This is a genomic window from Streptomyces sp. NBC_01433 (assembly GCF_026340105.1).
GTDB lineage: Bacteria > Actinomycetota > Actinomycetes > Streptomycetales > Streptomycetaceae > Streptomyces.
On record NZ_JAPEPM010000003.1, the window covers coordinates 436,574 to 462,648 of the forward strand.

Consider the following 26,075-nt stretch of genomic DNA (forward strand, 5'->3'; position numbering starts at 1 on the left):
TACGCCAGTCGTAGATCATTACGCGCCTTGGGCTCGGGGCTGTCTGCCGCTGGTGGAAACCAGGCGGCCTCGGCGTGCCAGCTGGATAAGGTTGGGCAATGCCCGAGCTGAAGCGGCTGCATGTCAGCCATGCCCCGGCGGTTTTGGCCTTCGAGTTGGCGAATCGCGCCTACTTCGCTGCCTCGGTCTCCGACCGCGGCGACGAATTCTTCGCCCGGTTCACCGATGGGTACAACGCCTTGCTGGCCGAGCAGGAGGCAGGCATCTGCGCCTTCTACGTACTCGTCGCCGAGGACAGCTCGGTACTCGGCAGGTTCAACCTGGTCGACATCGAGGACCACACCGCGGAACTCGGTTACCGGGTCGCGCAGCACGTCGCCGGCCGCGGCGTGGCGACCGCGACCGTCCGGGAAGTGTGTCAACTGGCAGCGGCCCAGCACGGTCTGCGCACTTTGCGGGCGGCAGCGGCCTGCCAGAATGTCGCGTCCCTAAAGGTGCTGACCAACGCCGGGTTCGTCCCCGTCGGCCGCGCCGACCCAGCCCACATCGGCGGTAAGCCGGGCACCTGGTATCAGCGCGACCTGGTGCTCCGGCCATCCGGCGCGATCTTGCCCGGGGACCGGCCGCGGGAAGGCCGCGGCCACCGCTGATCCTCGGTGGGCGAAGACTGTGGAGCACCTGCACGACGACGCTGTCCTGACGGCCGACGGGACCGGAGATATGAAGAAGGGCACTGCCACCGCCCCGGTCCAGCGGCGCGAACGGAACATCGCGTCCATGCCGATGAGGCCACGGATGCCGGTGAACGCCGTGCCCCATATGTGGGTCACGTCTCGTTGCCGTTCGCCAGGGCTCGAAATGGTGAGCCTCTTCGCCGTGCCGCGCGTTGGGAGATCAGCCAGTAGACGAGTGCCGCGGGTGGTGAGCAGCACAGCAGGATGATCAGCAGCCGGGAGTCGATTTCATGAGCGGGTCGCGCAGGCTTCTCCCGCTCGCCCGGAAGGTCCCTCAAGACGGCATCGAGTTGCTCGCGGGTGCGCGCTTCGTAGGCCACGGCCGCGCGTTCTTCGAGTTCGGGCAGTGTCAGACGACCAACCGCGTAGTGGTGTTGCAGCCGCGCCTCGACCCGGTCGCGCTCGGCGTCCGAGGCTCGTATCGGCACGCTGGGCGTGTTGTGCTCCTCGCTGCTGTTCATGACGTCCTCTCAGGCGGGGCTGTGGCGCCCGTGGATGGGCGGTCCTGCAGGTCGACGAGCGCGATGACTATCCGTGTCCAGGACCCGGCGGTGTCACGGTCCCCGAATTGGGTGGCGAGGCGCGCGATGTGTTCGCGCAGTTCGGCGAGCGCCTCGTCGGTCAGCCGCAGCGCACCGCGGTGGACATCGACCTCTCGCCGCCCGCCGGCCTCCTTGGACCGGTAGGCCGCGTTGATGTCGGCCCGGGTGGCGTCCAGCATCGAGCCGAGGAACTCGGCCATCTCCTCCGGGCTCGCGGCGTCACTGGGGGGTTCCGTGACGGCGGGGGCATAGACCCGCTCGACCTTTCCGCGGGCAAGCGGCCGGTATTCGGCGATCTCGATCAGCCCGGCCCGTTCGAGCTGTCCCAGGTGGTAGTAGAGCCGGTCGGCCGGAAGATCGGCTCGTTCGGCAAGCTCACGTGCGGACTGCGGCACCTCCCACAGTGCCTCCAGGAGCCGGATGCGCAGGGGATCGGCGAGCGCCTTGTGCACACCGTGCCACCGCCGCGGCGAAGCGCCGGAATCCTGTGAACCCATCGACCGACCCCGTTCATTGCACCAACCTCTACTGGATGGAAAAGTCTACAACCAACAGGAGTGTGTGGCTAGTTGGAAGTTGATGAAAGCCTCGGTAGGCGTGACGTCAGCCCCCGGCTCGTATCTGCCGGAGCTGACCGAGCGCATGGGTTTCCACAGGCGCTCCGCGCCTGGTTCGCCGAGATCGGGGAATGTCTGCCGCCGTGTGGGTCACCAGTGAATCGCGGCGATTCCCCGAGGGCGGTCGGCTCAAGAGCAGCGCCTGGCTTCGCCTGGCTCACCGCAGAGACCGGTGAGCACGTCGCCCATGCTCATCGCTGGAGCAGCGGTGAACGGGCGACGTTTCGCGGCCGTGGAGGGATGGAGAGGACGCTCGGCGTACGTGTCGTCATGGCCGGCCCATCGCCGCAGTGTCGTCCCTCTCGAAGTCGCAGATACTCTCCGATCTGTGCATATTCATCTCTGAGGTACTCCGGGGGAGACCGTCCGTCGCAGGTCCGACGCGCCGCTTCGGACGGCGTGTGCTCCTGGCGGATACGGTGATCCGATGGCCACCGTCAACGCTAATGAGGTCGTCCTGGGCATCGAGTCCTTCGGTGACGACGACGCAGCACTCGTCCTCCTCGCGGGCGGGACGACGATGCTCTCCTGGCCCGACGCACTCTGCGAGCGCCTCGCCGCCGGCGGGCGCCGCGTGGTGCGCTACGACCTGCGCGACAGCGGCGAGTCGACGACTGCGGACCCGGAGGTGCCCGCCTACACCCTGCGCGACCTCGCAGCCGACGCGGCGGCTCTTGCCGGCGCACTCGGCGGCGGGCCCGCGCACCTCGCGGGAATCGGCGTCGGTGGGATGGTCGCCCAGGTGGCCGCGCTCGACCATCCGGGCGCGTTCTCGGCGCTCACCCTGGCCGGCACCCGCGCGGTCGCGCCCGGCCCGCCCGATGATGACCTCCCCGGCCATGACCAGGCGATGATGAGCCGGCTGTTCGCGCATTCGATGCCCGACTGGACCGACCGCGAGGCGGTGGCGGAGTTCGCTGCAGCCGGTGCGGAGATCCTCGGCGACGACCCCGTGGCCGCGCGCGCGATCGCCGAGCGCATCTGGGACCGCACGCCCGGCACCGTACCCCCGGTCCAGATGGCCAACCAGATGGGCATGGTGTTCTCCAAGCTCGACTGCAAACCCCGCTGGCGCGAACGCTTGCCTGAGATCGAGGTGCCCACGCTCGTCGTCCACGGCCGTCGCGACCGGTTCTTCCCCGTCGGTAACGGCGAGGCGATCGCGCGCGAGATCCCTGGGGCGCGGCTGCTCGTCCTCGAAGAGGCCGCAACCGCGATCCCCGATGCGGCGGCAGGGGCGGTCGCCGAGGCGATGCTCACGCTCGGGTAGAGGACGGCGCGTGCCGCGCGGGTACGGCATCCGCGCAGCAGCGTGTGTCGGAGACTCGGCACGGCCGTGTGCGCCCGTGCCTGCGGAGTTCTCGCTTGTCCCGGCCCTGAGGTGCCTGTTCACCGACCGGTTCGTGGTCCAGGTGCAGCGTCTGTCGGCCCTCGGGCCTCGGGCACCTGGACCTTGGCTGCATCGTCCGGGGCGGGCCTGAGCGGTAGCGAGGTGTCCGGAGTCGACCTGGCCCGTGTCGCGTCGCGGGCCGCGATGGAAACGCTCCTGTGTGGGCTTCCGCCGTCGGCGACCGTCTCGGTTTCCAGGCCGAGCGTCGGCGTGTCGCAATCCGGGCAGTCCAGCGTGTCCTCGTACGGGTCCTCTGGAGCAGGGGAGTAACTCAAGTGCTGTACGAGCGGTCGGCGTTGCCCCGCTGCCGGCGCCAGAGGCGGATTCCCTGGTTCGCACGTATCCGTGTGCTGTCACTGCGGGAGGGAAAGCACGGGGGCGCCGAACTCGGGTCCTCTGAAACGCGTATCGCGCTCATGGACCGGATCCATGAGGCAGCACGACGACGGATGTCCGGTTCGGCCGTGGAGGAGCGAAAATGAGTACGTCGTACGAGAAGTCTGTTGAGGCGGCCGCCGCCATCCTGAGGGAAATCGGTGTGCAGGGAAGGGAGTCAGCCCAGTACACCCCGCTGACCGGCGGAACGTACAACACCGTCCTCCGAATCACGCTGGACCGAGGCCGCGACTGGGTGCTGAAGCTTCCACCGCGTTCAACGGCCGGTCTGGCCTACGAGCGTGGGCTGATAACCGGCGAGATCACCTTCTACGAGTCCGCCGCGACGGTCGAGGACGCCGGCATCGTGCCCCGGGTGGTCCACAGCGACGACGGCGCCGCCACCGACACCTACTTGATCATGACAGCTTGCCCCGGTACTCCCTGGCACGAGGTCGCCGATTCTCTGGAGGAGGGCGAACAGGGCCGACTGCGGGCGGAGTTGGGGCAGCTGGTGGCGCGCCTGCACGCGGTCACCGGACCGGGATTCGGCTACCCCGCGCAGCCGCTGGGGCCCTTGACGCCCACCTGGCGGGAGGCGTTCACCACGATGATCAGTGCCGTTCTGGACGACGCGGAGCGATACGCCGCGCGGCTTCCGCGTTCCACCGCCGCGATCCGGGAGGTGTTCGCCGCCGCATCCGACGTACTGGACGATGTGACTCGGCCGGCGTTGGTTCACTTCGACCTGTGGCAGGGAAATCAGCTGCTCTCCGGGCCGCCCGGCGCCGTTCGGCTGAGCGGCCTGATCGACGGCGAGCGGATGTTCTGGGGCGATCCGGTGGCCGACTTCGTTTCGCTGGCGCTCTTCGCCGACGTGGAGGAGGACAAGGAGTTCCTGACCGGCTATGCGAGGGCCGGTGGAGAGGTCGTCTTCGACGATTCGGTACGCCGGCGTCTCGCGCTCTACCGGGCGTACCTCTACTTGATCATGCTCGTGGAGGTGGAGCCCCGGAAGGCTGCGGCCACCGACCGGGAGTGGGCGTGGAGCCATGTGGCTCCCCAGCTCGTCTCGGCCCTGGCGGACGTGGAATCAGGATGACGCGGCCGCTGCCGGTGATCACGGTACTCACTTCGGGGATTGCCCTGGGAGATGCACGTACCGGGGGTGCTGCTCGTGTTACGGCTGGGGGAGCGAGTCGCGCCTGTTTGCGGTTGAGGTGCTGGCGCGGCTGCTGTCCCGACCGGCCCGCAGCAGTGACCGCCTCACGTGAGGTGTTCCAGTGTGATCTTCGCGTGGTGCAAGTGGGGCAGCGGATCGCCTTTGACCGCCGCCCGGCGGCGCGGTGTCCGACTGCTTCGGCCGGTGGCGGGTCGACGGCACCGACCAGAACCTCCATGACCTGCCGGTGTGGCAGGTCATGGAGGTTCTGACCTCATTTTCGGCGAGGCAATGGGTCAGCCGACGGCACCGAGGATCGGTGCCCAGGTGGGACCGGTGAGTGCGGCGACCGCCTGCTTCTGGGTGAGCGGGGGAGCGTCACGGGTGGGCTTCGGCCTTCCGCTGCCGGAGTCGCCCGCGGTGTTCCACTGGACCATCTGAAGCTGGGCGCCGGTCGACTTCAGGGTCACCGTCGTCGTCCAGCGGTGAGCGATGCCGGAGTCGGGAACGGGGTCCGCACCGATCGGCTGCCTTTCCGCGATCTTCTCCGACATCACCAGGGCTCCGCCGGGAAGCGCGGCGCTGCTCGGCAGCTCCTTCACCTCGCAGGTGTCGCCGGCCTCAGCACGCCCGGCCGTATGGTCGCAGTTCAGCCCTTCGCCGTCCCGGAGCGGCAGCTTGAGCCGCATGGCCGAGACGCCGACACTGGCGGCGCCGTGCCCGTCGTTGACGTCCACCCCGCCGTTGGCGACCCGCCCGCCGGACGGATCCGAGGGATCGTTGCTCTGCCCGTCCTCGTGGCCGAACCGGCTCCCGGGGAACGTCTTCTTCACAGCGTCGATCATCTGGGTGCCGGTGATCGCGGAACGCGGCATCGCCAGCGCCACCGTCTCCAAGTCGGATCCTGCGGAACCGGTCCCGGCGAGCACGCCGGGGAGCACCAGGCCGGCCGCCGCGATCGAGGCGCAGGCGCCGACCCCGGCCATGACGCCGACGCTGCGCCGACGTCGGCTGCGGATCCGCCCGCGCTCGACGGCTCCGCCCGTCAGCGTGGTGAGATCGGGTTCGACGGAATCGGCCGTGCGGTCCAGGGCGTGTGCGAGGTCTGCTTCGAACGGCATGCTGGCATCACCTTTTCTGTGACTGATGGGGATGTTGCGGTGGGTTCGACCTGTGTGCACCGGTGTTCAGTGCGCAACCAGGTCGGACAGACTGTCGCCGAGCAGCGCGCGCACCCTGTTGAGTGCCCGGGTTCCCTGGGAGCGGACCGCACCACTGCTCAGCTTGAGCATCTGGGCGGTCTCCTCGATGCTGCGGTCCTCCCAGTAACGCAGCAGCAGCACCGCCCGGTCCCGGGGCGGCAGCTGGCCGAGCGCGTCCAGCAGGGTGAGCCGCAGCGCGGCGTCCGGGCCGGCCGCCGCACTGTCGGGCATGTTCCCGACGGGGCGCTCGCCGGTACTCCGTCGACGTCGCAGAGTGAGGAAAGTGCGGACCAGAACCGTCTGGGCGTAGGCCGCCGGACTGTCCGCCCTGGCCACCCGCTTCCAGTGCACATACACCCGGCTGAGAGTCTCCTGGACCAGATCCTCGGCAAGATATGTGTCACCCGCCGCAAGGACGTACGCCGACCGGTACAGCGCCTTCGCCCTCCCGGCCACAAACTCCACGTACTCATCCTCCTGTGCTGATTTCACTCGGCCCCGCCTGTTCTCTCGTTCCGTGATCCCCGTGCATACCCCTCTTGACTACGTGGGACGGCGGCATGTCGCGCGGCAGGAGCACCTTCTTTTCCACCGCTGCCGCGTCACCGGTGTTCCGCGCGGGCCTCAGACGCGATGCCAGGCCCGGCGGTGGCCGACCGGGGTGCGTTGTCGGTACCGCTCAAGTCTTCGCCGAAACCGGCCGGTCGACGCGGGCCCGGGACCTGCGCCGGGGCCGCGCTCGTGGAACCCGCGCCGAGAGTGACGGCGCTTCCAGTGATGCTGGGACCGCTTCCTGTGGACTGCCTGATCGTTCTCCCGATGGCGGGGGATCTCCCCGCCTATCTGGGCTGAGCTGCCCGTGCCTACCGCAGGGCAGGGGCAGGCACGGCAAGCCCGTGCCCCGATGATCTGCGGGCCGGCGCATGCGGGATATGCGCCCATCGCCCCACCGCCACACTCAGGAGGAGCAGGCATGCAGGACTGGACGGCCACCGTTCACGGAGAGCACTCGGAGCAGGAAGTCCTGCGCGTGGAGCGTCTCCTGGAACTCAACCATGTGGAATATACGCATATTGAGGAGAGGAACCCGGACACGGTCCGTGTTGAGCTCACGCCTTCCGGTGGTGGTCGGACGGTCATTATCAATGGGTTCGACCTAGGTGAATTGACGGCGCATCTGAAGCTGAACACCTATACGAAGAAGGATTCGTACGACCTTGTGGTCGTAGGGAGCGGCCCGGCGGGCATGTCCGCCGCGTTGAACGCGAAGACCCTGTTCGGCTGGACCACGCTCATCGTGGAGGACAACGCTCCCGGCGGGGCGGCCGGCACCGCACTCAACCCGATCAACAACTACCTGGGAATCCCCGCGGGGACCAAGGCCCTGGACCTGGCGCACACCTGGATGGGGCAGATCAACGCGGCCGGGGTCGAGTGGCTTCCGGGGTGCAGGGCCACCGGGATCACGCAGATCGAGGATCCCAGGAAGACCGGGACCGAGGACTCGTCCCTCTATCCCGCATACAGGCTCGCCATCCAGAAGACCGACGGCAAAGACCCCGTCGACCTCTACGCGGGAATGGTACTGATCGCCGCGGGGCTCAAGCCCAACCGGCTCGGATGTACAGGCGAAGAGCAGTACTTGGGCCGAGGCGTGTACTACGGCACGCTGCCGACCGACATCACCAGGGCAAGGAAAGAAGGCGTCATCGGGATCGTGGGCGCGGGAGACACCGCCTCCGTAGCCGCGATCCTGCTCGCCGAGGAGAAGGCCAAAGACCCGGCGCAGAAGCTGCAGGTGGCCATGTTCGTCCGGGGCGAATTCGGCAAGGACACGATCCCCGGCAACGTGGACAGGGTGAGGGAATACGTGGACCGGCAGTTCATTTCGGTGTACGAAGGAACCGAGGTCTTCAGCTGCGTGGGTAACGGCAGGAAACTGACCGGCGTCGAGTTCGGGAGGACCGGGCATCCCGAGAACGTGGAATCGCTTGACCTGACCGCCCTCTACGTCCTGACCGGGGGCGTCGCCGATACCCAGTGGCTTCAAGGGATTGGCCTGCGGATCGTCTCGGACGAGGACGTGAAGCAGCGCCGCTACCGGAAGGCCGGCGCGGTGATCACCGGAGGAATCGACAGCAAGCTGGGTTCGCTCACGACGACAGGCGTGGACGCCATCTTCGCCGCAGGGGACGTGCGCGAGGGCGCGGTACGACGCATCGCGGCCGCCGTGGGGGAAGGGGGAGCGGCCTCGCTCGACATGAACGCCTACCTGGTCACGGACGGTACATGGCAGACGGCAATCAAGGAGGGGACAGCGCTCTACAGGTACTACGAGGCCACAGCACCCAGGAACTAGCCGGACACGAGGCGGTCCCGGTTCCGAAGAACGTCTCCGACGAGCGCGTATCCGTGAAGCGTGTGCACGGTGCGGTCCTGCCGCGCGCGAAAAGCTGACGGCATCGGCCGCTTTCGCCAGTGGGCGGACACCCAGACATGAAGGGGCGGGCCGGACGCGCCGGATCCCGGGGCTGGTGACACCATCTCAGGTCCGGGAGTTCCGACGCGTTCGGCCGGTCAGCATCAGCCGCTCGTGGAGTGTGTGAGCCGTCGGCCTCCAGCCCTTGGAGCGGCCTCGTCGGCGGCCACGAACTTGTCGAATATCGATATGCTCCACTAGTCTCGGGCATATCGAAAATCGATGGGGAGGGATGCGATGAACACGCGACTCACGAGGGCCCTGGCCTCGGTGACCGCCGTGCTGGCGGTGCTCTGCGGGCTCGCCTTCGTCGGCACGGGGGTCACGCGCATGCTTGACGACGGGGCGGTCTGCGTAAAGACGGACTTCTGGCGCAATGCCTCTCTGGTGCCGGACAGCCTGCCGATCGGCAAGGGCGTGGAGGCGTCCAGTAGTGCCACGAACCTCTGCCAGAACAACCCCTCCGTGGGGCAGCGTGCCGCAGACCTCGGGGGCGCGCTGCCCTGGCTGCTGTTCGGTTCGCTCGCGCTGCTGCTCTTCTCCCGGCTGCTGAAGACGACCCTGCTCCAGGGGCCGTTCACCGAGGCGGTGTCGCGACGGCTCTCCGTTCTCGGCTGGTTCGTCGCCGTGGGCTCGCCGCTGACTGGCCTCGTCGCCGGCTGGTCGCAGTCCTGGCTCGTCGGAAGCATGGTGCCGATGGTGGGTTCCGGGCCGACGGTCTCCGGGTCGCAGGAGCTGGTCCTCGCAGGCCTTGCCGCAGTGATCATGGGAAGGATCATGCGCGAGGGCGTGCGCATGCGAGAGGACCTCGAAGGGACCATCTGATGCCCGAAGAGGAGCTCCACACGATCCGGATCCACCTCGACCGACTTCTCGCCGAGCGTGGCATGACGCTCACCGAATTGTCCGCGCGGGTGGGCATCACCGTCGTCAACCTGTCTGTGCTCAAGAACGGGCGGGCCAAGGCCATCCGCTTCTCGACCCTGTCGAGGATCTGCGATGTCCTGGGGTGTCAGCCGGGAGACCTGATCACCCACGACCCCGGCGAGTCGGCCTGAGGCGCATTGCGGAAGGCTGTGGGGACCGTCAAGAGCCGCAGCATCGGAGTCATTCCAGGGGAACTTTGCGTCAGATCGGAATCGCCTGACGACGGGTGGACAGATCTCCCCCGACCTACGGGGGTACCAAGCCTCGGGGCGTCCGGAGTGGAGGTGCGGCCGGTGTCGGGAATACTGGACTACTCAGCGGAGCAACGTGCAGTCGGTCAGTCGCTGTACAGAGGCCGCCTGCTTCCTGGTCCATCGTTCCCGCCCTCATCACCCCCCTGGACGGAACCTGCGCTCCGGGCATCGGCATCCGCGGACCAAGCTCCTGGCCCCGCTCCTCCGCGCGGTCCTGTAGGACTGGGGACCTCCGCAGCCCGGATCGCCTCGCGGTTCCGGGCGTCCGTCGCCGAGAATCTCGCGCCCAGCGACACGAAGCAGGCCGCCGGCTTCCAGGTGCCGGATATGTGCGCGCCCTTCCCTAACGCGGTGAACCCGCACGTCCCCTGGGTCGCGGACATCGTGGCCGGGTGGATCGAAACCGCCGGACTCACTCCCACCGACGGGGCGCGCGAGCGGATGCGCCGCACCGACCCTTACGGTGCGGCGGCCTACACGTGGGCGCGTGCCGGTTTCCAGGACCTGATCCTGGAAACCCGGTGGCTCGCCACCGTCTTCCGCCTGGACGACCAGTTCGACGAAGGGGCCGTCGGTTCACGGCCCGACGCGTGCGCCAAGGTCATCAGCGCATTGTGCGACGTGCTCGACGGCCACGCCCCCGCGTCCCGCAATCCTGTCCTCAACGCCTTCGCCGACCTGTGGCACGAGACCTGTCCCCGGTTCCCCGGCCCGTGGGGCGCAGCGTTCGCGGCCAACCTGAAGAAGTGGCTGTGGACGTACTACGAGGACACTGTCCAGGCCGCCTCCGGGCTTCCCCTCGACCTCCCCGCCTACCTCCAGAGGCGGGAATACTCGGTGGGGATGCCTTGGCTCCATGACCTCGCCGCCCTCGACCTGCACCCCCTGCTGCCGGCCACCTCGCTGGCCAGCCCCGCGATGCGGGCCCTGCGACGCGCGGCAAGCCTGCACTCCGGCCTGGTCAACGATCTCTACTCGGCCAACCGCGAAGCCCTGACCGGGTATCCCTCCAACGCCGTCCTCATCATCGAGCAAAGCACCAGGTGCACCCGACAGGAAGCAGCTGACGCTGTCAACGGCATGATCACCACGCTTGCCCACGACCTCAATACCGCCTTGGCCGCCCTGCCCACCGAGCTCAGCTCCCTCGCCACGCCACCCCACGCCCGCGCAGCCGTACTCCTGCACGCCGAACGCATCGCCACCTGCACCCGCGGACAGGTCACCTGGCACGCCTCCTCACCCCGCTACGCCACCGACGACCTCACCGTCGACGGCCGCCCCACCCACGGATACCCCGAGGACCTCCTTCCCTCCACAGGATGACGAAGGGCTCCAGACCCGGAGCCCCGGTAGCGGCCGGCAGTTGTTGTCCGTGATGCGGATGCTGCGCGGACACGACAAGCAGACGGCCTGGCGAAGGCGTCGGGTTGACCGGGGTGTAGTTAGCTGCCATATTACTTTCATGGCAACGGACGAGACCAACCATGAGTCACCCACGCTGGATCAGGCCCGGCGGCAGTTGGAGCACTACGGTCTCGGGGTCGACCCGCAGGCGGTGCTCGTCGCGGTGCGGCTGATCTCGGCGGGGGCGCGGCTCGGTCGGGCGACGGAGGTGCACTTCGCGAGGTACGGGCTGTCGACCGGGCGATACCGGCTGCTCGCGGATCTGGAGGATCACGACGGGGAGAAGTCCCCCTCGCGCCTGGCGGCCGATCTCGGCGTCTCGCGGGCCACGGTTACCGGCCTGGTCGACGGGCTGGAGCGGGAGGGTCTGGTCGCCCGGCGCCCGTCCGCGGAGGACGGGCGGGGTGCTGTGGTGGTCCTGACCGCGCGCGGTGCGCAGCGGTTGCGCGACATGGCGCCCGAGCATTTCGCTCGCCTTCAGGAAATGGTGGGCGAGCTCACGGTCGACGAGCGCGCGGTGTTTCTGGATCTGCTCTCGCGGGTCGTTCGTGGAATCGGTGCCCTGACCGCGGAGTAGTCCGCCGCGTCGTGCGCCCGGTCGTATGTCCCCTGCGTGGATCCGAAGAGCCGATCCGATCCGCATGGCAAGCCGCAGCGCCCGTCGGTGTGGGCAGGTGCCCTTTTGTAGCCCAATAGTTAGCCCCTTAATCATAATCGGGAAGTTGGTCTCTCGCCTGTCCGGACTCACCCCGTCGATCCCCTGCGAAAGCGGAACAGAGGCCGCCGTGCCCCGAGGAAAGGGCACCGCCGCCGGTGGGCAGGCCGAGCCGGCGGTGGCCGCCTGTACGTCCATCGCCGGCCCCCGGCCGTGGCGGCGCTGCTGATCGGCACCTGGGCGAGTGGCCCAGCGAGCGCAGCCACGGCAGCCGTAGCCCGCACCGCCTGCACTCCCCGTACCCCTGTATCGCCTCTACCCCCGTACTTCCCACACCGCCCGCGCCGGGAGCAGACCCGGCGACCGGCGCATCCATCTAAAGCCCCCGTGGTTGCCCCCCCCCGGGAAGACCGAAAGGCACACGATGATCGTCATCATGGGAGCGTCCGGAACCACCGGCGGCGCGTTGCTGCGCAGCCTCGCCGCATCGGGCGTGCCGAGCAGGGCGCTGACCCGGGACCCGGACCAACTGCGGGCCCAGCTCGGCGACGTGGCCGGTGACCTGGTCGAGGTCGTGCCCGCCGACGCCGCGGACACCGCCTCGCTGCGCGCCGCGTTCAAGGGTGCCCGGCAACTCTTCCTCGCCATGGCCAACAGCCCGGCGCAGGTCGAGCTCGAAACGCGTGTCGTCGACGCGGCCGCCGACAGCGGCATCGCGCACATCGTCAAGATCTCCGATCCGGCCGCCACAGCGGATTCCCCTGTCCCCATCTCCCGGGGTCACCACGCCGTCGAGGAACACCTGCGCGCGTCCGGCCTCACCCACACCGTGCTCCGGCCCTACGCGTTCATGCAGAACCTGCTGCTCCTGGCTCCGGCCGTGGCCGCGCAAGGGGTCGTCCTGGGCGCGATGCGGGATGCCCCCTGCAACTGGGTCGACTGCCGCGACATCGGTGACGTCGCAGCCGCGGCGCTGACGCGCGCCGATCTCGCGGGCGGCACCTACGTGCTCACCGGAGGCGAGGCGGTCGGCTACGGCGGACTCGCCGACACCCTGTCCCGCCTGCTCGGCCGCCCGGTCCGCTACGTGGACCTGGCCCCGCACGAACTGCGGGAAAGTCTCGTCCACCACGCGCACATGCCCCCGTGGCTCGCCGAGCACGTGGTGGATGTTCAGCAACTGGCCGTGTCCCACCCGGAGTCACCCACCGACACGGTCGCCCGCGTCCTGGGCCGCGAGCCCCGCACCCTGGACGCGTTCCTGCGCGAACACCTGGGCCGCTTCCGCTGATCCCGTGCCGTGCGGGAGGGACGCGCCCGCGTACTGATCGTTTCGGAATGAGACCGGTGTGGTGGGTTGGCGGTTGGGTGTTGTGTCGGCAGGATCTGTCGGGTGTGGACGGCGGCACCTGGTCAGCGTGAGAGGCCTGGCCAGAAGTCGCAGTGGTGATGGGCGGCGTAGTCGGCGGGGCGGATGCCGTCCGGGCCGGGTGCGAGGCTGATGACCGTCCGGGCGCGAGTGAAGGCCGGCCATGCGGGTGCGCCGGGCGAGTTGGGGTTTCCCGTGTGGGCGAAGGCGGTCCAGTAGTCGACCATGGATTCGGCGAGGGCCTTCTGCGCCGGGGTGAGGTGCGGCCAGCCGCTGGCGTCGAAGAAGTCGAATAGGTAGGGGAGTTCGCTGCCGTGGGCCGCTCCCGGCGGCAGGTCGGCGGGAAGCCCGCCGATGTTCGGGGCGTGTTCGTCGGCGAATTCGTAGGCGTACACGGGTGTACGGCGGGCGAGGAGGCGGTCGCCGGTCAGGGTGGGGCAGGACCATTGGGAGTCCGTGATCACCGTCGCCCAGGCGAGTTGTGCGGAGCGGTAGTCCGAGAGCGGATACAGAGCCGCGACCTGGGCGGCGCGGTCGCCGTAGGCCGCTCGCAGGAGCGCCGGGTACCGCTCGGCGGTGGGGGGTTTGCCGCCCGGTCCGGTGTCCTGGGAGACGGTGCGTCCTTCGTCCCGGTTGCCGCCGGAGAGTACGGGAACCGGCCGGAAGCGGCCCTCGCGCAGAGCCTGGGCGGGGTGTTCCGGTAGGAGCGGTGTGCCGTAGGCGAGTGTCCCGAACCGGCCGATGACGGGTGCCAGACCGGAGAGCGGCTTGGCGCGCAGGCACGCCAGCTCCTGCCCTGAGGGGCAGCCGACATCTTTCGCCGCGGCCAGGCCCAGGGCCTCGACCTTGTGCAGTGCTGTGTACGGTTCGGGCCGTGAGGTGGTGGCGGGGGGCCAGTGGAGCATGCAGGATCCGGACTGGACGGCGGCCTTGTGGAACAGGTGCCGTGCGGCGGGGGCGGTGAGCATGGCGCAGATGCTCATTCCTCCGGAGGACGTGCCGAAAGCGGTGACGTTGGTGGGGTCCGCGCCGAAGGCTGCCGCGTTGTTCCGGGCCCAGCGAAGCGCCGCCATCTGGTCAGCCAGCCCGAAGTTGCCCGATCCGGGCAGGTGCGGGAGGCCGAGGTAGCCGAGCGCTCCCAGCCGGAAGTTGACCGTGACGACCACGACGTCGCCGCGGGAGGCGAGCCGCTTCGGGTCATAGCTGCTGCCCGCGCCGGCGGTGTAGACGCCGCCGTGGAACCAGACCATGACGGGCCGCGGCCGGGCGGCACGGGAACGTGGGACGGTGACGTTGACGAACAGGCAGTCCTCCCCGCCCGTCAACGCGCCATTGCCCGCAGGGTCCGGCTGGGCGCAGATCCGGCCGGGACGTGTCGCGTCCGCGACACCCTTCCAGGGCCGCACCGGCAGCGGGTTCTTCCACCGGAGACCGCCGACCGGAGGCTGGGCGTAACGGATGCCGGAGTACTGGTTGACCGCACCGTTCTCCTTGCCGCGGATCAGGCCGGAGTCGAGCTGGACGGTCAACGGCCGCACCGGTTCCGGCGGGGCCGAGGCGTGCAGCGCACCGGCTGACAGCAGGAGACAGGCACCCGTGGTCACCGCGATGAGCAGCCGGCCTCTGCGCAACACCGAACCCATGAGGACTCCTCGTATGGTGCACGGACCTCGACGCTACGACGAATACGGCGACTACGCGCAGCCGGCGATCACTGGGAGTAGTCAATCAGGTGAGGTCGTCGAGATCGATGGCATTGGCCATGGCGTGGTATCCGGCGTCGTTCGGGTGCATGTGGTCGCGGCTGTCGTACGACGGTTTCAGCCGCGCCGGGTTTGCCGGTTCCTGCAGCACTCCGGCGAAGTTGATGTCGTTGATGCCTTCCAGCAGGATGACCGTGCCGATTCCCGGCTGACGCGGCACATCCCGTCCGAAGCGGGTCAGCCCGCCGTCGCCGCGCAACGGATCGTCGGTGAGGAGCCGATTTCCGCTGGGGCCCTCGTTCAGTACCGGTGCCGGTCGCCGCAGGGTGATCAGTCTGTCGGCGAGCCGGTCGGGGTAGCGGCGGTTGGCGTCCACGGTCGAACCGTCCCCGTCGGTGATGGAGTCACCGAACGCGACGATGCCATCCCGCTGTTCGAAGCCGACGACTTCGATCCCGGACAGGCGCACCGACCTCGGCCGGACCGCGCCGCCGATCGCGGTTCGCGCGATCGGGCGGGTCCGCCGCCCCGGCAGGGGGCACGGACCGGGCAGCGACAAATCATCGGCGGTCACCTCCGCTCGGAACGGAACGTGACGCGCGGGGTCGGTCTTCATGAGGCGCCGAGGTGTAAAGTGAGCGGCTGCGAAGGGGAGTAGCCCCGCAAACCGGTCGTCGACATGCTGGAGTCCTTGCGGCTCCCGGTGGCCGGGCCCGTGCAGAATCTGCCGGGTGGGCGAGACCTTCGGCTCTTTGTCGACGATGTACGTACGTCGCGGGGCCGAGGTCGTACGCCGGGACTCCAACCGCGTATCGCTCAGGAACCCGTGGTGCGGGAAAGCTGGGTGGTCAGTGTGATCCATTTCGTTTTGCTCATCGTGTGCGCGGTGGCGATCTATCTCTCGTGCGAGTGGTTCGTCAACGCGGTGGAGTGGTTGGGCCAGCGCCTCAACGTCGCGAAGATGGCGGTCGGCACGATCCTGGCCGCGTTCGGGACTGCACTGCCCGAGTCCGTGGTGACCCTGGTCGCTGTCACCACGGGCGCCACCGAGGAGGCCAAGAACATCGGTGTCGGCGCGGCGATGGGCGGTCCGCTGGTGCTCGCCACGGTGGCCTACGGTGTGACGGGCGGGATACTGCTTCTCAAGCGCCGCAAGGAGCGCCGTCCGGTCCTGGAGACCACCGGCCTGCCGTCCAGCGGCCTCGACGGGGTTCAGGCGCTGGGCGATGAGAAGGACATGAAGCGGCTGGCCAAGGACCAGAAATGGTTCTTGCCGATCTTCATCGTCAAGGTCTCCCTGGGCCTGGTCGCCTTCGCCTTCAAACCGGCCCTGGGCCTGCTGTTCTTCGGCGCCTACGCCGTCTACTTCTGGCGTGAGATCCGCAGCGGCGACGACGGCGGCGGGGAGGACGAGGAACTGGAGCCACTCAAGCTCCGGCCCAAGGCCGCCATTCCGGCCACGTGGGCTGTCGTGGTCCAGACCGTGGCCACGTTGGGCGTCATCTTCTTCGCGTCCCAGCTGTTCGTGAAACAGCTCGACGCGATCGGCCCGATGCTCGGTCTCTCGACCGCTGTCACAGCGCTGCTCCTTTCGCCGGTCGCGACGGAGCTGCCCGAGATCATGAACGCGGTCATCTGGGTCCGTCAGGGCAAGACCAAGCTCGCCCTGGCGAACATCTCCGGCGCCATGATGATCCAGGCGACCGTCCCCAGCGGCCTGGGGCTGCTGTTCACCAGCTGGAAGTTCGATGGCGCCCTGCTCTGGGCGGGCCTGATCACCATGGCGGCGATCGTCTACCTCCTCCTGTCGATGCGGGCCCACAAACTCACCCCCGGACGGCTGGCCGTAGCGGCCCTCTTCTACGTGGTCTTCGGCCTGGGGCTCATCCCGATCCTGGCCTGACGCCCGCATCACCGGCTCCGTTGGCTCCGTTGGCAGCCCGAGGAGGACCCGCTGCCGGATGCCTGGACCGTCGCCGTTCCCATGGTGTCACCAGAGTCCCCGCACACGGCTGGGACCTCCCCTCGCGCCCTCGCGTCTGGGCGCCCGGACGAATGCGTGATCATGACCGCAGAGCAACCGAACCACGACATCACCCAGCGACCACTTGTTCCGGACCCCACTGCCGCGCAGGGCCGTGGCCGCCGTCGCAGGCGCCCGCCCGAGCCCCCTGGCGCCCGCCGACGGCGCAGGCCCCGCAGCCGCACGAATCTGCTTCTGATCGCCACGGCAGCCGTTGTCGTGCTGGCCGTAGCGGCAGGGGGAGCCGTCTATCTGCGGCTGTCGGGCAACATCAACACCTTCGACGGCAAAGGACTCAGCCACCACCGCCCGCGGGAAACCCCCGGCGACGCGCAGAACATCCTGCTCATCGGATCCGACAGCAGGTCCGGTGACAACGCCAGGCTCGGCGGCGGCGAAGACCCGGTGGGCCGCTCGGACACCACGATCCTGCTGCACGTCTACGCCGACCGGAGCCACGCGGTCGGCGTGTCCATCCCCCGGGATTCCCTGGTCGACACACCGCCCTGTCTGCTCCCCGACAGCTTGTGGTCACCGCCGCGCACCAACGTCATGTTCAACTCCGCCTTCACCCTCGGCAGCACACCGTCAGGCAACCCCGCCTGCACCCAGAACACCGTCGAGGCGCTCACCGGCCTGCGTATCGACCACACGGTCGTCGTCAACTTCGCCGGCTTCGCAGCCATGACCGAGGCCGTCGGCGGTGTCCCTGTGTGCCTGCCCAAGGACATCTACCAGAAGGACCTCAACCCCAACCGCCCCACCCAGGGCAGCCTCGTCTACCGCGAGGGCGAACAGAAAGTCTCGGGGAAGGCTGCTCTGGACTACGTCCGGCTGCGCCACGGAATCGGCGACGGCTCGGACATCGGGCGCACCAAACGGCAGCAGGCTTTCGTCTCCAGCCTTATCGGCCAGGTGAAGCGGGAAGGGTTCGGTCCCAGCACTCTGCTCCCGCTCGCCAACGCGGCGACCAAGTCCCTCACTGTCGACCCGGGGCTCGACTCGGCGGCCAAGCTGATGTCCTTCGCCATGTCGCTGAAGGACATCGACCTCGGCAACATCCAGTTCCTCACCGTCCCCTGGGAGTACAGCGGGGCCCGCGTCGCCCTTGTCCATCCCGATGCCGACAACCTCTGGGCCACCCTCAAAGAGGACCGCACCCTCGACGGCAGAACCACCGGGCAGCACGCCGAACAGAAGAAGACCACCCCGGCCCCCACCGCCAGGACGACCGGCGGTGCCGGCATCACCGTCGCCGTCTACAACGGCACCACCACCAGCGGCCTCGCCGCCCGCGCCGCAGGCTTCCTGCGCGCCGAGCGGTTCACCGTCTCCGGCACCGCGACAGCCAACACCCAGAACCACACCACCACCGTCGTCCAGTACGGCGCCGGACTCAAAACCCAGGCCCGGACCCTCGCCACGCTCTTCCCCGAGGCGCAGCTCCAGCCGATCCCCGGCCATCAGATCAACCTCATCGCCGGCCAGGACTACGCCAATGCCCCCACTGCCTCCCCGGCCTCCGCCCCCGCCGCCACATCCGAGCTGCCCTCAGCCGTAACCGCGCAGGCACGCCCGGCCGACCGCGATATCTGCTCCGACCTCTCCTATGGCTGACCCCGCACCCCACTGGGAGGTTCCGCATGCCGAGCACCACCTCGACCTAAGACGCCGGTGAACTGCGTGGGCGGGAGAACACTGTCCCGGTCTGAACCGGTCGCCGCGGAAAGGACGGCCTCCTGGGGGCGGGCCGGTGTTCTCCGGGCGGACCGCCGGGTCTCCCCGGGCGCCGGACAGGACAGGTCGGACCGAGACTCCGTACGCGAGGTCCGGAGGGATGCGCTCAGGTCGAGGAAAGGCCCGGGACCGAGTCGCCGTTGAGGTTCCAGAGGGCCGCCGTATACCAGAGGAGAGCCACGCCGAGCACGAGGAGGGAGCCCATCGCCGGGAGCAGCCAGCCGGGCAGACGTCGGCTGCGTACGACGATCACCTTGGCTACGAACGCACCGTAGAGGGCGCACCCGGCGAAGGAGTGGATCGCGACCCGCGGGGACGTCGTCTCGATTCCGTAGGCCATGAGGCAGTGGTATGCGATCGGCAGGGAGAAGAGGAAGGTGAGGAATCCGAGTGCACGGTGTCCCAACCGCACGGACCTGGGCGCGGACCGGGCGCCGGGCACCCGGCCGTACATCCACAGGGCGAGGCCGAGCTGGATGAGGGCGAGGCAGAGCAGTGCGCTGCTGAGCCGGGCCTTGAGGTCGACCGCGGCGGTGCCGTGCTCCCCGTAGAGCCCGCTGGTGTAGTCCGGGGTGTGCTGCGTGCCGAAGACGTAGATCCCGATGCCGACCGCGATGGGCACCAGGACGGCGAGCACGGCGCGGGTCGCCCGGCTGCTGCCGCCGTCTTCGCCGCGCTGCGCGCCCGCGCCGCTTTCCCGGCTCAGCTCCCGACCTGCTTGCCTTTGGCGTTCAGGACGTACCACTCGGCGCCGAACTGGTCGAGGCCCTGGCCGTTGGTCTGGCCGGGCTTGGAGTCACCGGCGTAGTAGTAGAGGGGGTGGCCGTTGTACGTGACCTGTTCGGCGCCGCCGGAGCGTTTGGCGATGTCGAGCAGCTTCTTGTCCACGCCCTTGCCGACCTTGGCGGCGCCCTTGCTGAGCAGCGGTGGCCAGGCTTTCGCACAGTCGCCGGTGCAGGTCGACTTGTTCTTCTCCTTGTCGGCGAGAAAGAGGTAGAGGGTGCGGCCCTTTTCGTCGACGAGGATGGTGCCGAGCTTGCCCGCGGACTTCGTGGCGACGGTGGCCTGCTCGACCTTCGTGGGGGAGGCACTGGAGACGGCGGGGCCGTGGCCCTCCTCGGCGGAGTCGCCGGTGCTGGTGGAGCAGCCGGTCAGGACGGCGGTGAGCAGGACTGTGGCGGCACAGGTGGCCGCCGTGGCAGTGCGCTTCATCAGGGGCTCCAGGGGTGAGCGTGTTGGGGGCCCAATGTCTCTGCCCGCTTCCACCCGCCCGCGTACAGAGCCCTCGTCAAGACCACTCGCCCGGCTCATTCGATGGTTCGGCCGCCCTGTGCGCGCAGGCAGATCGAACTCACCCGTATCGACGCCCACGTACTGGTGACTCAGCTGTGGCCGTCCTGAGACATTCTCAGTGAGGGAGGGCGGGCAGGAATCGTGCTGACCATGGTTCTGACGGTGAATACCCGAAGGGCCATTGAGCAAGGCAAGGAGTGTTCATGATGCGTACCAACCGGAAGATTGCCGTCACCCTCGCTGCCACTGTGCTGGCGGGCGCTGCTGCTGGGGGAGTAGCACAGGCTTCGTCGGCGACGGGCAGGAGCGTTGCCCCATCCGCCTGCCGTCCGGCCAACCACACCGCGAAGATCACCGATGCGCCCAGCAGCGCGGGGCACCGTCACTACCGGGTCACCCTGACCGCACCGCGCGGGTACGAGCCGTGCGAGCTGGCCGGTTCGCCCACGGACGTGCGGTTCTCGGACCACGGCTCGGACAGCGGGGTCACTGCCGGCCGCTACGGCAGCCAGGAGACCGCGGTGACCTTCGGCCCGGGTCACCCGGTCCACTTCGACATCCAGGTTCCGAACACCGGTCGCGTTACCCCTGCGGACGAGGCGTCATTCACGCTCCAGGCTCCGGGCGGGCAGATCCCCGGTACCTCTTTCGCGGAGGGCGGGTTCACCGTGGCCACCGGCACCCTCATCGGTCCGGTCCAGCGCGGCGTCTGACGTCATTCCCTACCTCGGTGGCGTTCCGCGGCAGTGTCTCTGCCGCGGAACGCCACCGAGTTTTCTTGGCGTGGGCGTACTACCGATCGGCACGACACGTGAAGTGCCCTGCCGAACGACATGGTTGTGGCGTCTCAAGTCGGCATGGATTTCGTCCTCGACGATCCCTATGTCTCATGAGAGAGACACCGACTGGCCGGATTCGCTGACGACTTGGGGGAACGGCGTCCACCATGTGTCTGGCCCCGGTGGACACCGGGAACCCAGCCACGGCTGCCCCGTTCAGACGCATGATTGCCGGCCGCAGCCGCCTGGGCGATGGCCACTTCAACCAGGGTCAGGGCGAAGCTGAACGTTGCCTGGTAGCGGCCGGCGTGTTTGGTGATGGTCAGCAGGCAGAGCCACCTGCGCCGCCGGCGCCACCGGTGCCGGTTGCCGAGCCGGGGGCTCCGGGGCTGCCGGGGTTGAGGCCGAAGCAGCCGGCCCCACCGCGGCCTCCGGCGCCGCCCGGGGCGCCTGCCCCGCCGGCACCGCCCACGCCCCCGACCCCGCCGGCCCCTTGGGAGCCCGCACCGCCGTTACCGCCGCTTCCGCCGTTGCCGCTGGTGTGGGAGGCATCGCCGCGGGCGCCCCCTCCTCCGCCGGCCCCGCCGGGTCCGCCTGTTCCTCCGTCGCCGCCGTTTCCGCCGTTCGCTCCGGCGGCGCCGTTTCCGGTCGCGCCTCCGGCTCCGCCTGCGCCTCCCGCGCCTCCGGCACCGCCGATGCCGGTGCCGGAGCCATTGCCGCCGTGTCCTCCGAGGCCGGCAGCACCGCCGGGGCCACTGCCGAACCCGGCGCCGCCCGCCCCGCCGACGCCTCCGGCGCCACCGGCATCCCCGAGGGTCCCGTTCCCGCCGTTCCCGCCGCTCGTGCCGGAGAAACCGCTCGGGTGCACCAGGGTGCCCGCACCTCCCGCGACGCCTGCGGAACCTGCGGTACCCACGGTGCGTCGACCGGTGCCGTCACTGGTCCCGCCGTCCGTGCCGGGGACGTCGACCGGGTACGTAACGACGCCCGCGGTGCCGGCAACGCGCACGGTGGCCGCGGCGTCGGTGCCGAAGGTGAGGAGGGCGGTGGCGATGAGGGCGTTGACGCCCAGCAGTGTGGTGACGCGTTGCCTGTTCACGACGGAGTCTCCTGATGGCCTGGGGGCGGGTGCCGAGGATCGGCGGCAGTCCGGCACGATATGAGGGCTGGGCCCGGTCCCGCCCAATGTCAGCCGGAGCAGCTCACCGGCCATCAGATCACGAAACGTCAGATATGTTCCGTTTTCTGGGCTGCTGGAAATGCCGCGCCGGGCCTCACCCGTCACCCCACTCCGGTCCGGGGCCGGCGAGTTGCTGGAGTTTTGTCGGTGGTGAGTTCGGCGTCGCCTCGACGCGGTCCTGGGGTGGTGCGAGCGGCTGTCATCTCCCCGCTACGCACCCCGTACGCCCGGCGCCGGGCCCGCAGCCCTCTCAGGAGCGTGCGTCGGCCTCGTAGGAGCCGTACTGAGGCAGTCCGGTCGACTCGTACACCTGGGCCACCACTCCGCTCGGGGTCGTCTCGCTGCTCAGCAGACGCAGCCCGGCCTGAACGCCGTTGTCAGGGAACAGCCGCCGGCCGCTGCCCACAACCACTGGCGCGACCATCAGACGCACCTCATCGATCAGACCGTCGGCCAGCAGCGACGCAGCGAGGCAGGCACTGCCATGGATCTGCAGTTCCCCTCCGGGCTGCTGTTTCAACTCCGCGACCCGGGCCGCCACGTCCCCGGAGAGGATCGTGGTCGGCTCCCAGTCGGCCTCGGTCAGGCTTCGTGAGGCCACGTACTTCGGCAAGCCGTTGAGCCTCGCGGCGATCGGGTCGTCCGGGTTGTTCATCTTTGGCCAGTCACGCGCGAAGTTGTCATAGGTACGGCGCCCGAACAGGAACGCGTCCACGTCGCCGATCCAACCCGTGACGATCCGCATGAACGCGTCATCGAGGTGCGGAACCAGCCAGCCACCCCGGGTGAACCCGTCGCTGGTGTCCTCCTCCGGGGACCCGGGACCCTGCGCCACCCCGTCCAGCGACAGGAACTCCTGCAGAACCAACTTCACAGTGCACTGCCCTTCCTCAGCCCCGAGGCGCCTGCCACCCCGGCCCAGTGGGGACCGACCGCTCCACGAGAACTCATCGGTTGGAGTCACCTCGGTTCGGTTGCCACTCATCAGAGCTGATCAACCCGCGCTGGGGCGTGGAGACACGCACTGAGTACGTCGGTCGCGCGGAAGGCGCGGCCCTTCACCTGAGGTGACTCCCGCGATGTGGACACGGCAGGTTTCAAGCTGCGCGTGTGAGTCCACGTTCGCTCTGGTGTTGTTGTTCGAACTCGACGGGCGAGAGGTGGCCGAGGGCGCTGTGGCGTCGGCGGGCGTTGTCGTACGTCAGCACTGGAAGACCTCCTGCCTCGCCTGGTGCATCGTAGAGAACAAAGATCATCCCGTCGACGTTGCCGGACTCGGTGTTCACTCATTCCGGTTGATTGGTGCGGACCCGGCCGGCCTGCCCGTGCCCGTGCGCCATTGTCGCCACCGGAGCGGCTTGCTCCCGTGGCCGATGTCGCTACGGCAGGACCGGCCCGACAAGGCAACGCAGGGAACCTCATATGACCAGCGCAGTCACCGGAACGTCCGAGATCGTCCGGCTCATGACAACCCACACTTCGGAACGGGACCTGCAGTGGCTCAAGGATGGCCTGCAGGCGGCCGTCGCACTGGAACTGTCGACGCTCCCGCCCTACTTGTGCGGCTACTGGTCGGTCAAGTCATCGTCGTCCGACGCCGCTCGGCTCATTTCCCATATCGCGGTCGACGAGATGTTCCACATGGGTCTGGTCTCCAACATGCTCACCGCGATCGGCGGTACGCCGCGCATCGTCGAGGCCGCGACGAATATCTCCTATCCCGGTGAACTCCCGGGCGGGGTGAGGCCCCAGCTGAGCGTGTACCTGTCCGGCCTCACCAAGAACTACGTGAAGGAGGTGTTCATGGAGATCGAGATGCCGGAACACCCCCTGGCTTTCACCAGCGAGGGTGTGCCGACGATCGGAGCGTTCTACGACGCTCTCCTGGACGCCTTCAAGGACGTCAATCCGACCATCGATCCCGCCAGGCAGTTGACCAGCAACGTCGGTGCGGCGAACAAGCTCGTGCCGATGGCCGACCTCGGCGTCATCGAGGAGAGCATCGCCCTGATCAAGGAACAGGGGGAAGGCACAGCGGATTCACCGAGCGGCGGGGACGCCCCGGCCCACTACTACCGCTTCGGCGAGCTCTACCACGGTCATAAGCTGCGGTGGACGGGCACCGACTGGAAGTTCGACGGCGACCCCGTCGCGTTCCCCGATGCGTATCCGATGGGCCGGCTCACGGCCGCCTCATGGCCGGACCCCACTCCGGACGTGGCCGCACTGCTCACGACGTTCAACCAGACCTACACCGCCATGCTCGGACACCTCGACAAGGCGTGGGAGACAGGGTCCGCCTCCGAGCTGGGTGCGTCGGTCGGCACGATGTACCAGCTCGCTTCCCCCGCGCGTTCACTCATGCAGATGCCGCTGCCGGACAGCGACGGCACGCAGACCTACGGACCAGAGTTCCTCGTCGTGCCGACCTGAATCGACCCGGCGGGTACGCCCGTTGATCCGACAGACCCGATGTCGGCTCCGCCCGTCGACGCGACCCGAACGTGATCGGCATTTCGCGTTCGGCGGAGGTGGGAGCGGCCTTCGCTCTGGTCCTGTGCTCGGGCACGAAGGCATAGGACCAGGGCGAAGGCCCGTGGGGGTGTGGTGGTGAATCAGGGCGCCCCGGTGGTACCGGGCCCCTCGGGCCGACCGGCGGTGTGGTCCGCGCTCTCCGACGGGTGGCGTGGCCTCCGCCCTACTTTCCGAGGGCGTGTCCGAGCGCTTCGTCGAGCAGCTCCCGCAGAGCCGAGGAGTTCGGCGCGACGGCGGTGGCGAGGAGTGCCGGGCCGCCGGCCAGCGGTGCGAGGACGGCAGCCCCGTCCTTGGTCCCGTCGCCGAGCAGGACAGGGCCACGGCTGACGTCCAGCGCTGGATCCACCAGAAGAAGTTGGCCGACCGCGCGGTGTCCGCTCAGGACCGCGGGACTGTCCCATCCGGGCTCCGGGTCCCCGTAGGCGGTGCACTGGTCGAGCAGCGGGCGGCCCGCGTGGTGGACCCGGATGCGGCTGACGAGGTGGCCCGGCTTCTCGTCGGCCCTGCCCAGGAGTTGTTCCTCCCGCAGCAGCAGTCGTGAGGTGGCGGCGAGGTTCACGGTGCAGGTCTGACGCAGGTTGCTGCCGGCGGCGCTGATCAACGGCTGTGGCAGCCAACGCAGGCGGGCGTGCTCCCCGGCGGTCAGTCGTATGTCGTAGGTGGCCGGGGCGCTGGTGGGGCCGCGCAGCGCGAGCGTGGCGGCGGCCGTGGTGACTTCCAGTTCGGCCCGGTCTTCGGCGGTGATGTCGATGGCGAGCCGGTCGCCGCCGAGCGGGGCGCTCATCGCACCGATGATTCCCACCGTCGCGCCCCTGCCGCCGGCGCGCATACGTCGAAGATGGAACGGGCCGTCGCTGCGAAGTTGCGGGAGCGTGGTGACACGTCCGTTGTACGTCGCGCGGATCCGGGCGGTGGCACGCACGCCGTCCGGGTGTCCGGAGGGTTCGCCGATGCCGGACACGGGGGTGGCGGGTCCGGGCGAATCCCCGCGGGTGGCGAGTCGGACAGGGGTGCTCACGCTGCTGCCTCCGTACGCCACCGGGCGAGGTGGCCGGTGACCCAGTCGGCGATCTCGCGGATGCCGTTGTCGGAGGTGAGGCTGGTGAAGATGACGGGAAGGTCGCCGCGTTGCCGTTTGGCGTCGGCGGCCATGGCGGCGAGGTCGGCGCCGACGTACGGGGCGAGGTCGGTCTTGTTGACGACGAGGAGGTCGGCGTTGGTGATGCCGGGGCCTCCCTTGCGGGGGATGTCGTCACCGCTGGAGACGTCGATGATGAAGATCTGCACGTCGACGAGGCCCTTGGAAAAGGTGGCGGTGAGGTTGTCGCCGCCGGACTCGACGAGCACGAGGTCGAGGGGGTGCAGACTCTCGTCGAAGTGCTCGACTGCCTCCAGGTTGGCGGAGATGTCGTCCCGGATCGCGGTGTGCGGGCAGGCTCCGGTCTCTACGGCGGTGATCCGTTCCGGCGGAAGTACGGCCTCGCGCAGGAGGAACTCGGCGTCCTCGCGGGTGTAGATGTCATTGGTGACGACGGCGAGGGAGAGCTTGTCGCGCAGGGCGCGGCAGAGCGCGGCGACACTGGCGGTCTTACCGGAGCCGACGGGACCGCCCAGGCCGACGCGGAAGGCGCGGGGGCTGCCGTCCGCGCGCAGCGGCTCGGCACTGTAGGTGTGGTGGTGGGGCACGGTCACGGGGTGATCGAGGTGCATGG

Annotated in this window: 25 protein-coding genes and 1 pseudogene; 13 read left to right on the plus strand and 13 right to left on the minus strand. The window is 68.9% G+C overall.

The window, feature by feature from the left end; all coding sequences use genetic code 11:
- Positions 1-98: 98 nt before the first annotated feature.
- On the plus strand, positions 99-650 hold the full coding sequence (locus tag OG413_RS38740) for a GNAT family N-acetyltransferase (protein WP_266813940.1): 552 nt from the start codon (positions 99-101) through the stop codon (positions 648-650).
- Positions 651-826: 176 nt separating this feature from the next.
- Here OG413_RS38740 and OG413_RS38745 read toward each other — a convergent pair whose 3' ends face one another.
- Together OG413_RS38745 and OG413_RS38750 are read right to left on the minus strand one after the other, a co-directional pair.
- Positions 827-1,195 (minus strand): DUF1707 domain-containing protein, encoded by a 369-nt coding sequence (locus tag OG413_RS38745; RefSeq protein WP_266813942.1) that lies wholly within the window; start codon positions 1,193-1,195, stop codon positions 827-829.
- A complete protein-coding gene (locus tag OG413_RS38750; protein WP_266813943.1) occupies positions 1,192-1,773 on the minus strand; it encodes a winged helix-turn-helix domain-containing protein in 582 nt (193 codons plus the stop codon). Before OG413_RS38750 ends, OG413_RS38745 begins: the two co-directional genes overlap by 4 nt.
- 547 nt (positions 1,774-2,320) lie before the next feature.
- On the opposite strand from OG413_RS38750, the gene OG413_RS38755 reads away from it, so the two are divergent.
- Positions 2,321-3,163: an alpha/beta fold hydrolase gene (locus OG413_RS38755; RefSeq protein WP_266813944.1), complete on the plus strand. Its 843-nt coding sequence runs from the start codon at positions 2,321-2,323 to the stop codon at positions 3,161-3,163.
- Positions 3,164-3,761: 598 nt separating this feature from the next.
- The gene (locus OG413_RS38760; protein ID WP_266813945.1) at positions 3,762-4,760 is read left to right on the plus strand and encodes a phosphotransferase family protein; all 999 of its coding nucleotides are present in this window, start codon (positions 3,762-3,764) and stop codon (positions 4,758-4,760) included.
- Between the two features lie 356 nt (positions 4,761-5,116).
- Here the strand turns inward: OG413_RS38760 and OG413_RS38765 are convergent, their stop codons facing one another.
- Together OG413_RS38765 and OG413_RS38770 are read right to left on the minus strand one after the other, a co-directional pair.
- A complete protein-coding gene (locus tag OG413_RS38765; protein ID WP_266813946.1) occupies positions 5,117-5,941 on the minus strand; it encodes a hypothetical protein in 825 nt (274 codons plus the stop codon).
- A 66-nt stretch (positions 5,942-6,007) separates the two neighbouring features.
- Positions 6,008-6,514: a SigE family RNA polymerase sigma factor gene (locus OG413_RS38770; protein ID WP_266813947.1), complete on the minus strand. Its 507-nt coding sequence runs from the start codon at positions 6,512-6,514 to the stop codon at positions 6,008-6,010.
- A gap of 481 nt (positions 6,515-6,995) precedes the next feature.
- Here OG413_RS38770 and OG413_RS38775 point away from each other — a divergent pair, with 481 nt between their 5' ends.
- The 6 genes from OG413_RS38775 to OG413_RS38800 all read left to right on the plus strand — a co-directional run bounded on the left by OG413_RS38775 (position 6,996) and on the right by OG413_RS38800 (position 13,035).
- Positions 6,996-8,381, plus strand: a complete 1,386-nt coding sequence (locus OG413_RS38775; RefSeq protein ID WP_266813949.1) for an NAD(P)/FAD-dependent oxidoreductase — start codon at positions 6,996-6,998, stop codon at positions 8,379-8,381.
- Between the two features lie 357 nt (positions 8,382-8,738).
- Positions 8,739-9,326, plus strand: a complete 588-nt coding sequence (locus tag OG413_RS38780) for a DUF2975 domain-containing protein (RefSeq protein WP_266813951.1) — start codon at positions 8,739-8,741, stop codon at positions 9,324-9,326.
- Entirely contained in the window at positions 9,326-9,559 is a 234-nt protein-coding gene (locus OG413_RS38785; protein ID WP_266813953.1) for a helix-turn-helix transcriptional regulator, read from the plus strand. The genes OG413_RS38780 and OG413_RS38785 overlap by 1 nt, the downstream gene beginning before the upstream one ends.
- Positions 9,560-10,033: 474 nt before the next feature.
- Positions 10,034-11,008 (plus strand): sesquiterpene cyclase, encoded by a 975-nt coding sequence (locus OG413_RS38790; protein ID WP_266813955.1) that lies wholly within the window; start codon positions 10,034-10,036, stop codon positions 11,006-11,008.
- Between the two features lie 139 nt (positions 11,009-11,147).
- Complete coding sequence (locus tag OG413_RS38795; RefSeq protein WP_073721618.1) at positions 11,148-11,666, plus strand: MarR family winged helix-turn-helix transcriptional regulator; 519 nt, start codon at positions 11,148-11,150, stop codon at positions 11,664-11,666.
- Between the two features lie 514 nt (positions 11,667-12,180).
- A complete protein-coding gene (locus OG413_RS38800) occupies positions 12,181-13,035 on the plus strand; it encodes an NmrA family NAD(P)-binding protein (protein ID WP_323138007.1) in 855 nt (284 codons plus the stop codon).
- Positions 13,036-13,157: 122 nt separating this feature from the next.
- Here OG413_RS38800 and OG413_RS38805 read toward each other — a convergent pair whose 3' ends face one another.
- Positions 13,158-14,756 carry a carboxylesterase/lipase family protein gene (locus tag OG413_RS38805; RefSeq protein ID WP_266813961.1) on the minus strand — a complete coding sequence of 533 codons (1,599 nt, stop codon included), beginning with the start codon at positions 14,754-14,756 and terminating at the stop codon, positions 13,158-13,160.
- 85 nt (positions 14,757-14,841) lie between these two features.
- Positions 14,842-15,390: a GDSL-type esterase/lipase family protein gene (locus tag OG413_RS38810; RefSeq protein ID WP_266813963.1), complete on the minus strand. Its 549-nt coding sequence runs from the start codon at positions 15,388-15,390 to the stop codon at positions 14,842-14,844.
- A gap of 279 nt (positions 15,391-15,669) precedes the next feature.
- Between OG413_RS38810 and OG413_RS38815 the strand changes: the two genes are divergently transcribed.
- A complete protein-coding gene (locus tag OG413_RS38815; protein WP_266813965.1) occupies positions 15,670-16,719 on the plus strand; it encodes a sodium:calcium antiporter in 1,050 nt (349 codons plus the stop codon).
- 162 nt (positions 16,720-16,881) lie between these two features.
- Positions 16,882-18,456, plus strand: coding sequence for an LCP family protein (locus tag OG413_RS38820; protein ID WP_266813967.1), 1,575 nt, complete (start codon positions 16,882-16,884; stop codon positions 18,454-18,456).
- Positions 18,457-18,682: 226 nt separating this feature from the next.
- On the opposite strand, the gene OG413_RS38825 is transcribed toward OG413_RS38820, so the two are convergent.
- Both OG413_RS38825 and OG413_RS38830 read right to left on the minus strand, forming a co-directional pair.
- Entirely contained in the window at positions 18,683-19,213 is a 531-nt protein-coding gene (locus OG413_RS38825; RefSeq protein ID WP_266813969.1) for a DUF6529 family protein, read from the minus strand.
- A gap of 65 nt (positions 19,214-19,278) precedes the next feature.
- Positions 19,279-19,788: a hypothetical protein gene (locus OG413_RS38830; RefSeq protein ID WP_266813971.1), complete on the minus strand. Its 510-nt coding sequence runs from the start codon at positions 19,786-19,788 to the stop codon at positions 19,279-19,281.
- A gap of 284 nt (positions 19,789-20,072) precedes the next feature.
- Here OG413_RS38830 and OG413_RS38835 point away from each other — a divergent pair, with 284 nt between their 5' ends.
- On the plus strand, positions 20,073-20,582 hold the full coding sequence (locus OG413_RS38835) for a DUF4232 domain-containing protein (protein ID WP_266813973.1): 510 nt from the start codon (positions 20,073-20,075) through the stop codon (positions 20,580-20,582).
- A gap of 388 nt (positions 20,583-20,970) precedes the next feature.
- Here the strand turns inward: OG413_RS38835 and OG413_RS38840 are convergent, their stop codons facing one another.
- The 3 genes and pseudogenes from OG413_RS38840 to OG413_RS38850 all read right to left on the minus strand — a co-directional run.
- Complete coding sequence (locus OG413_RS38840; protein ID WP_323138008.1) at positions 20,971-21,747, minus strand: hypothetical protein; 777 nt, start codon at positions 21,745-21,747, stop codon at positions 20,971-20,973.
- A gap of 331 nt (positions 21,748-22,078) precedes the next feature.
- Positions 22,079-22,702: a dihydrofolate reductase family protein gene (locus OG413_RS38845; RefSeq protein WP_266813975.1), complete on the minus strand. Its 624-nt coding sequence runs from the start codon at positions 22,700-22,702 to the stop codon at positions 22,079-22,081.
- A 223-nt stretch (positions 22,703-22,925) separates the two neighbouring features.
- Positions 22,926-23,059 (minus strand): annotated as a pseudogene (locus tag OG413_RS38850) (IS3 family transposase); the annotation flags it as partial.
- A 191-nt stretch (positions 23,060-23,250) separates the two neighbouring features.
- Here OG413_RS38850 and OG413_RS38855 point away from each other — a divergent pair.
- Positions 23,251-24,261, plus strand: coding sequence for a ferritin-like protein (locus tag OG413_RS38855; protein WP_266813977.1), 1,011 nt, complete (start codon positions 23,251-23,253; stop codon positions 24,259-24,261).
- Between the two features lie 265 nt (positions 24,262-24,526).
- On the opposite strand, the gene OG413_RS38860 is transcribed toward OG413_RS38855, so the two are convergent.
- Both OG413_RS38860 and ureG read right to left on the minus strand, forming a co-directional pair.
- Positions 24,527-25,381 carry an urease accessory protein UreD gene (locus OG413_RS38860; protein WP_266813979.1) on the minus strand — a complete coding sequence of 285 codons (855 nt, stop codon included), beginning with the start codon at positions 25,379-25,381 and terminating at the stop codon, positions 24,527-24,529.
- A complete protein-coding gene (gene ureG, locus OG413_RS38865) occupies positions 25,378-26,073 on the minus strand; it encodes an urease accessory protein UreG (RefSeq protein WP_266813981.1) in 696 nt (231 codons plus the stop codon). Before ureG ends, OG413_RS38860 begins: the two co-directional genes overlap by 4 nt.
- Positions 26,074-26,075: the final 2 nt, after the last annotated feature.

Bases quoted from the DNA above. Each gene is read 5' to 3' on its own strand.
- OG413_RS38775 (WP_266813949.1), top strand. From the start codon at position 6,996: ATGCAGGACTGGACGGCCACCGTTCACGGAGAGCACTCGGAGCAGGAA.
- OG413_RS38855 (WP_266813977.1), top strand. From the start codon at position 23,251: ATGACCAGCGCAGTCACCGGAACGTCCGAGATCGTCCGGCTCATGACA.
- OG413_RS38795 (WP_073721618.1), top strand. From the start codon at position 11,148: ATGGCAACGGACGAGACCAACCATGAGTCACCCACGCTGGATCAGGCC.
- OG413_RS38835 (WP_266813973.1), top strand. From the start codon at position 20,073: ATGATGCGTACCAACCGGAAGATTGCCGTCACCCTCGCTGCCACTGTG.
- OG413_RS38805 (WP_266813961.1), bottom strand. From the start codon at position 14,756: ATGGGTTCGGTGTTGCGCAGAGGCCGGCTGCTCATCGCGGTGACCACG.
- OG413_RS38740 (WP_266813940.1), top strand. From the start codon at position 99: ATGCCCGAGCTGAAGCGGCTGCATGTCAGCCATGCCCCGGCGGTTTTG.
- OG413_RS38745 (WP_266813942.1), bottom strand. From the start codon at position 1,195: ATGAACAGCAGCGAGGAGCACAACACGCCCAGCGTGCCGATACGAGCC.
- OG413_RS38820 (WP_266813967.1), top strand. From the start codon at position 16,882: ATGACCGCAGAGCAACCGAACCACGACATCACCCAGCGACCACTTGTT.
- OG413_RS38750 (WP_266813943.1), bottom strand. From the start codon at position 1,773: ATGGGTTCACAGGATTCCGGCGCTTCGCCGCGGCGGTGGCACGGTGTG.
- OG413_RS38765 (WP_266813946.1), bottom strand. From the start codon at position 5,941: ATGCCGTTCGAAGCAGACCTCGCACACGCCCTGGACCGCACGGCCGAT.
- OG413_RS38830 (WP_266813971.1), bottom strand. From the start codon at position 19,788: ATGAAGCGCACTGCCACGGCGGCCACCTGTGCCGCCACAGTCCTGCTC.
- OG413_RS38780 (WP_266813951.1), top strand. From the start codon at position 8,739: ATGAACACGCGACTCACGAGGGCCCTGGCCTCGGTGACCGCCGTGCTG.
- OG413_RS38760 (WP_266813945.1), top strand. From the start codon at position 3,762: ATGAGTACGTCGTACGAGAAGTCTGTTGAGGCGGCCGCCGCCATCCTG.
- OG413_RS38755 (WP_266813944.1), top strand. From the start codon at position 2,321: ATGGCCACCGTCAACGCTAATGAGGTCGTCCTGGGCATCGAGTCCTTC.
- OG413_RS38800 (WP_323138007.1), top strand. From the start codon at position 12,181: ATGGGAGCGTCCGGAACCACCGGCGGCGCGTTGCTGCGCAGCCTCGCC.
- OG413_RS38785 (WP_266813953.1), top strand. From the start codon at position 9,326: ATGCCCGAAGAGGAGCTCCACACGATCCGGATCCACCTCGACCGACTT.
- ureG (WP_266813981.1), bottom strand. From the start codon at position 26,073: ATGCACCTCGATCACCCCGTGACCGTGCCCCACCACCACACCTACAGT.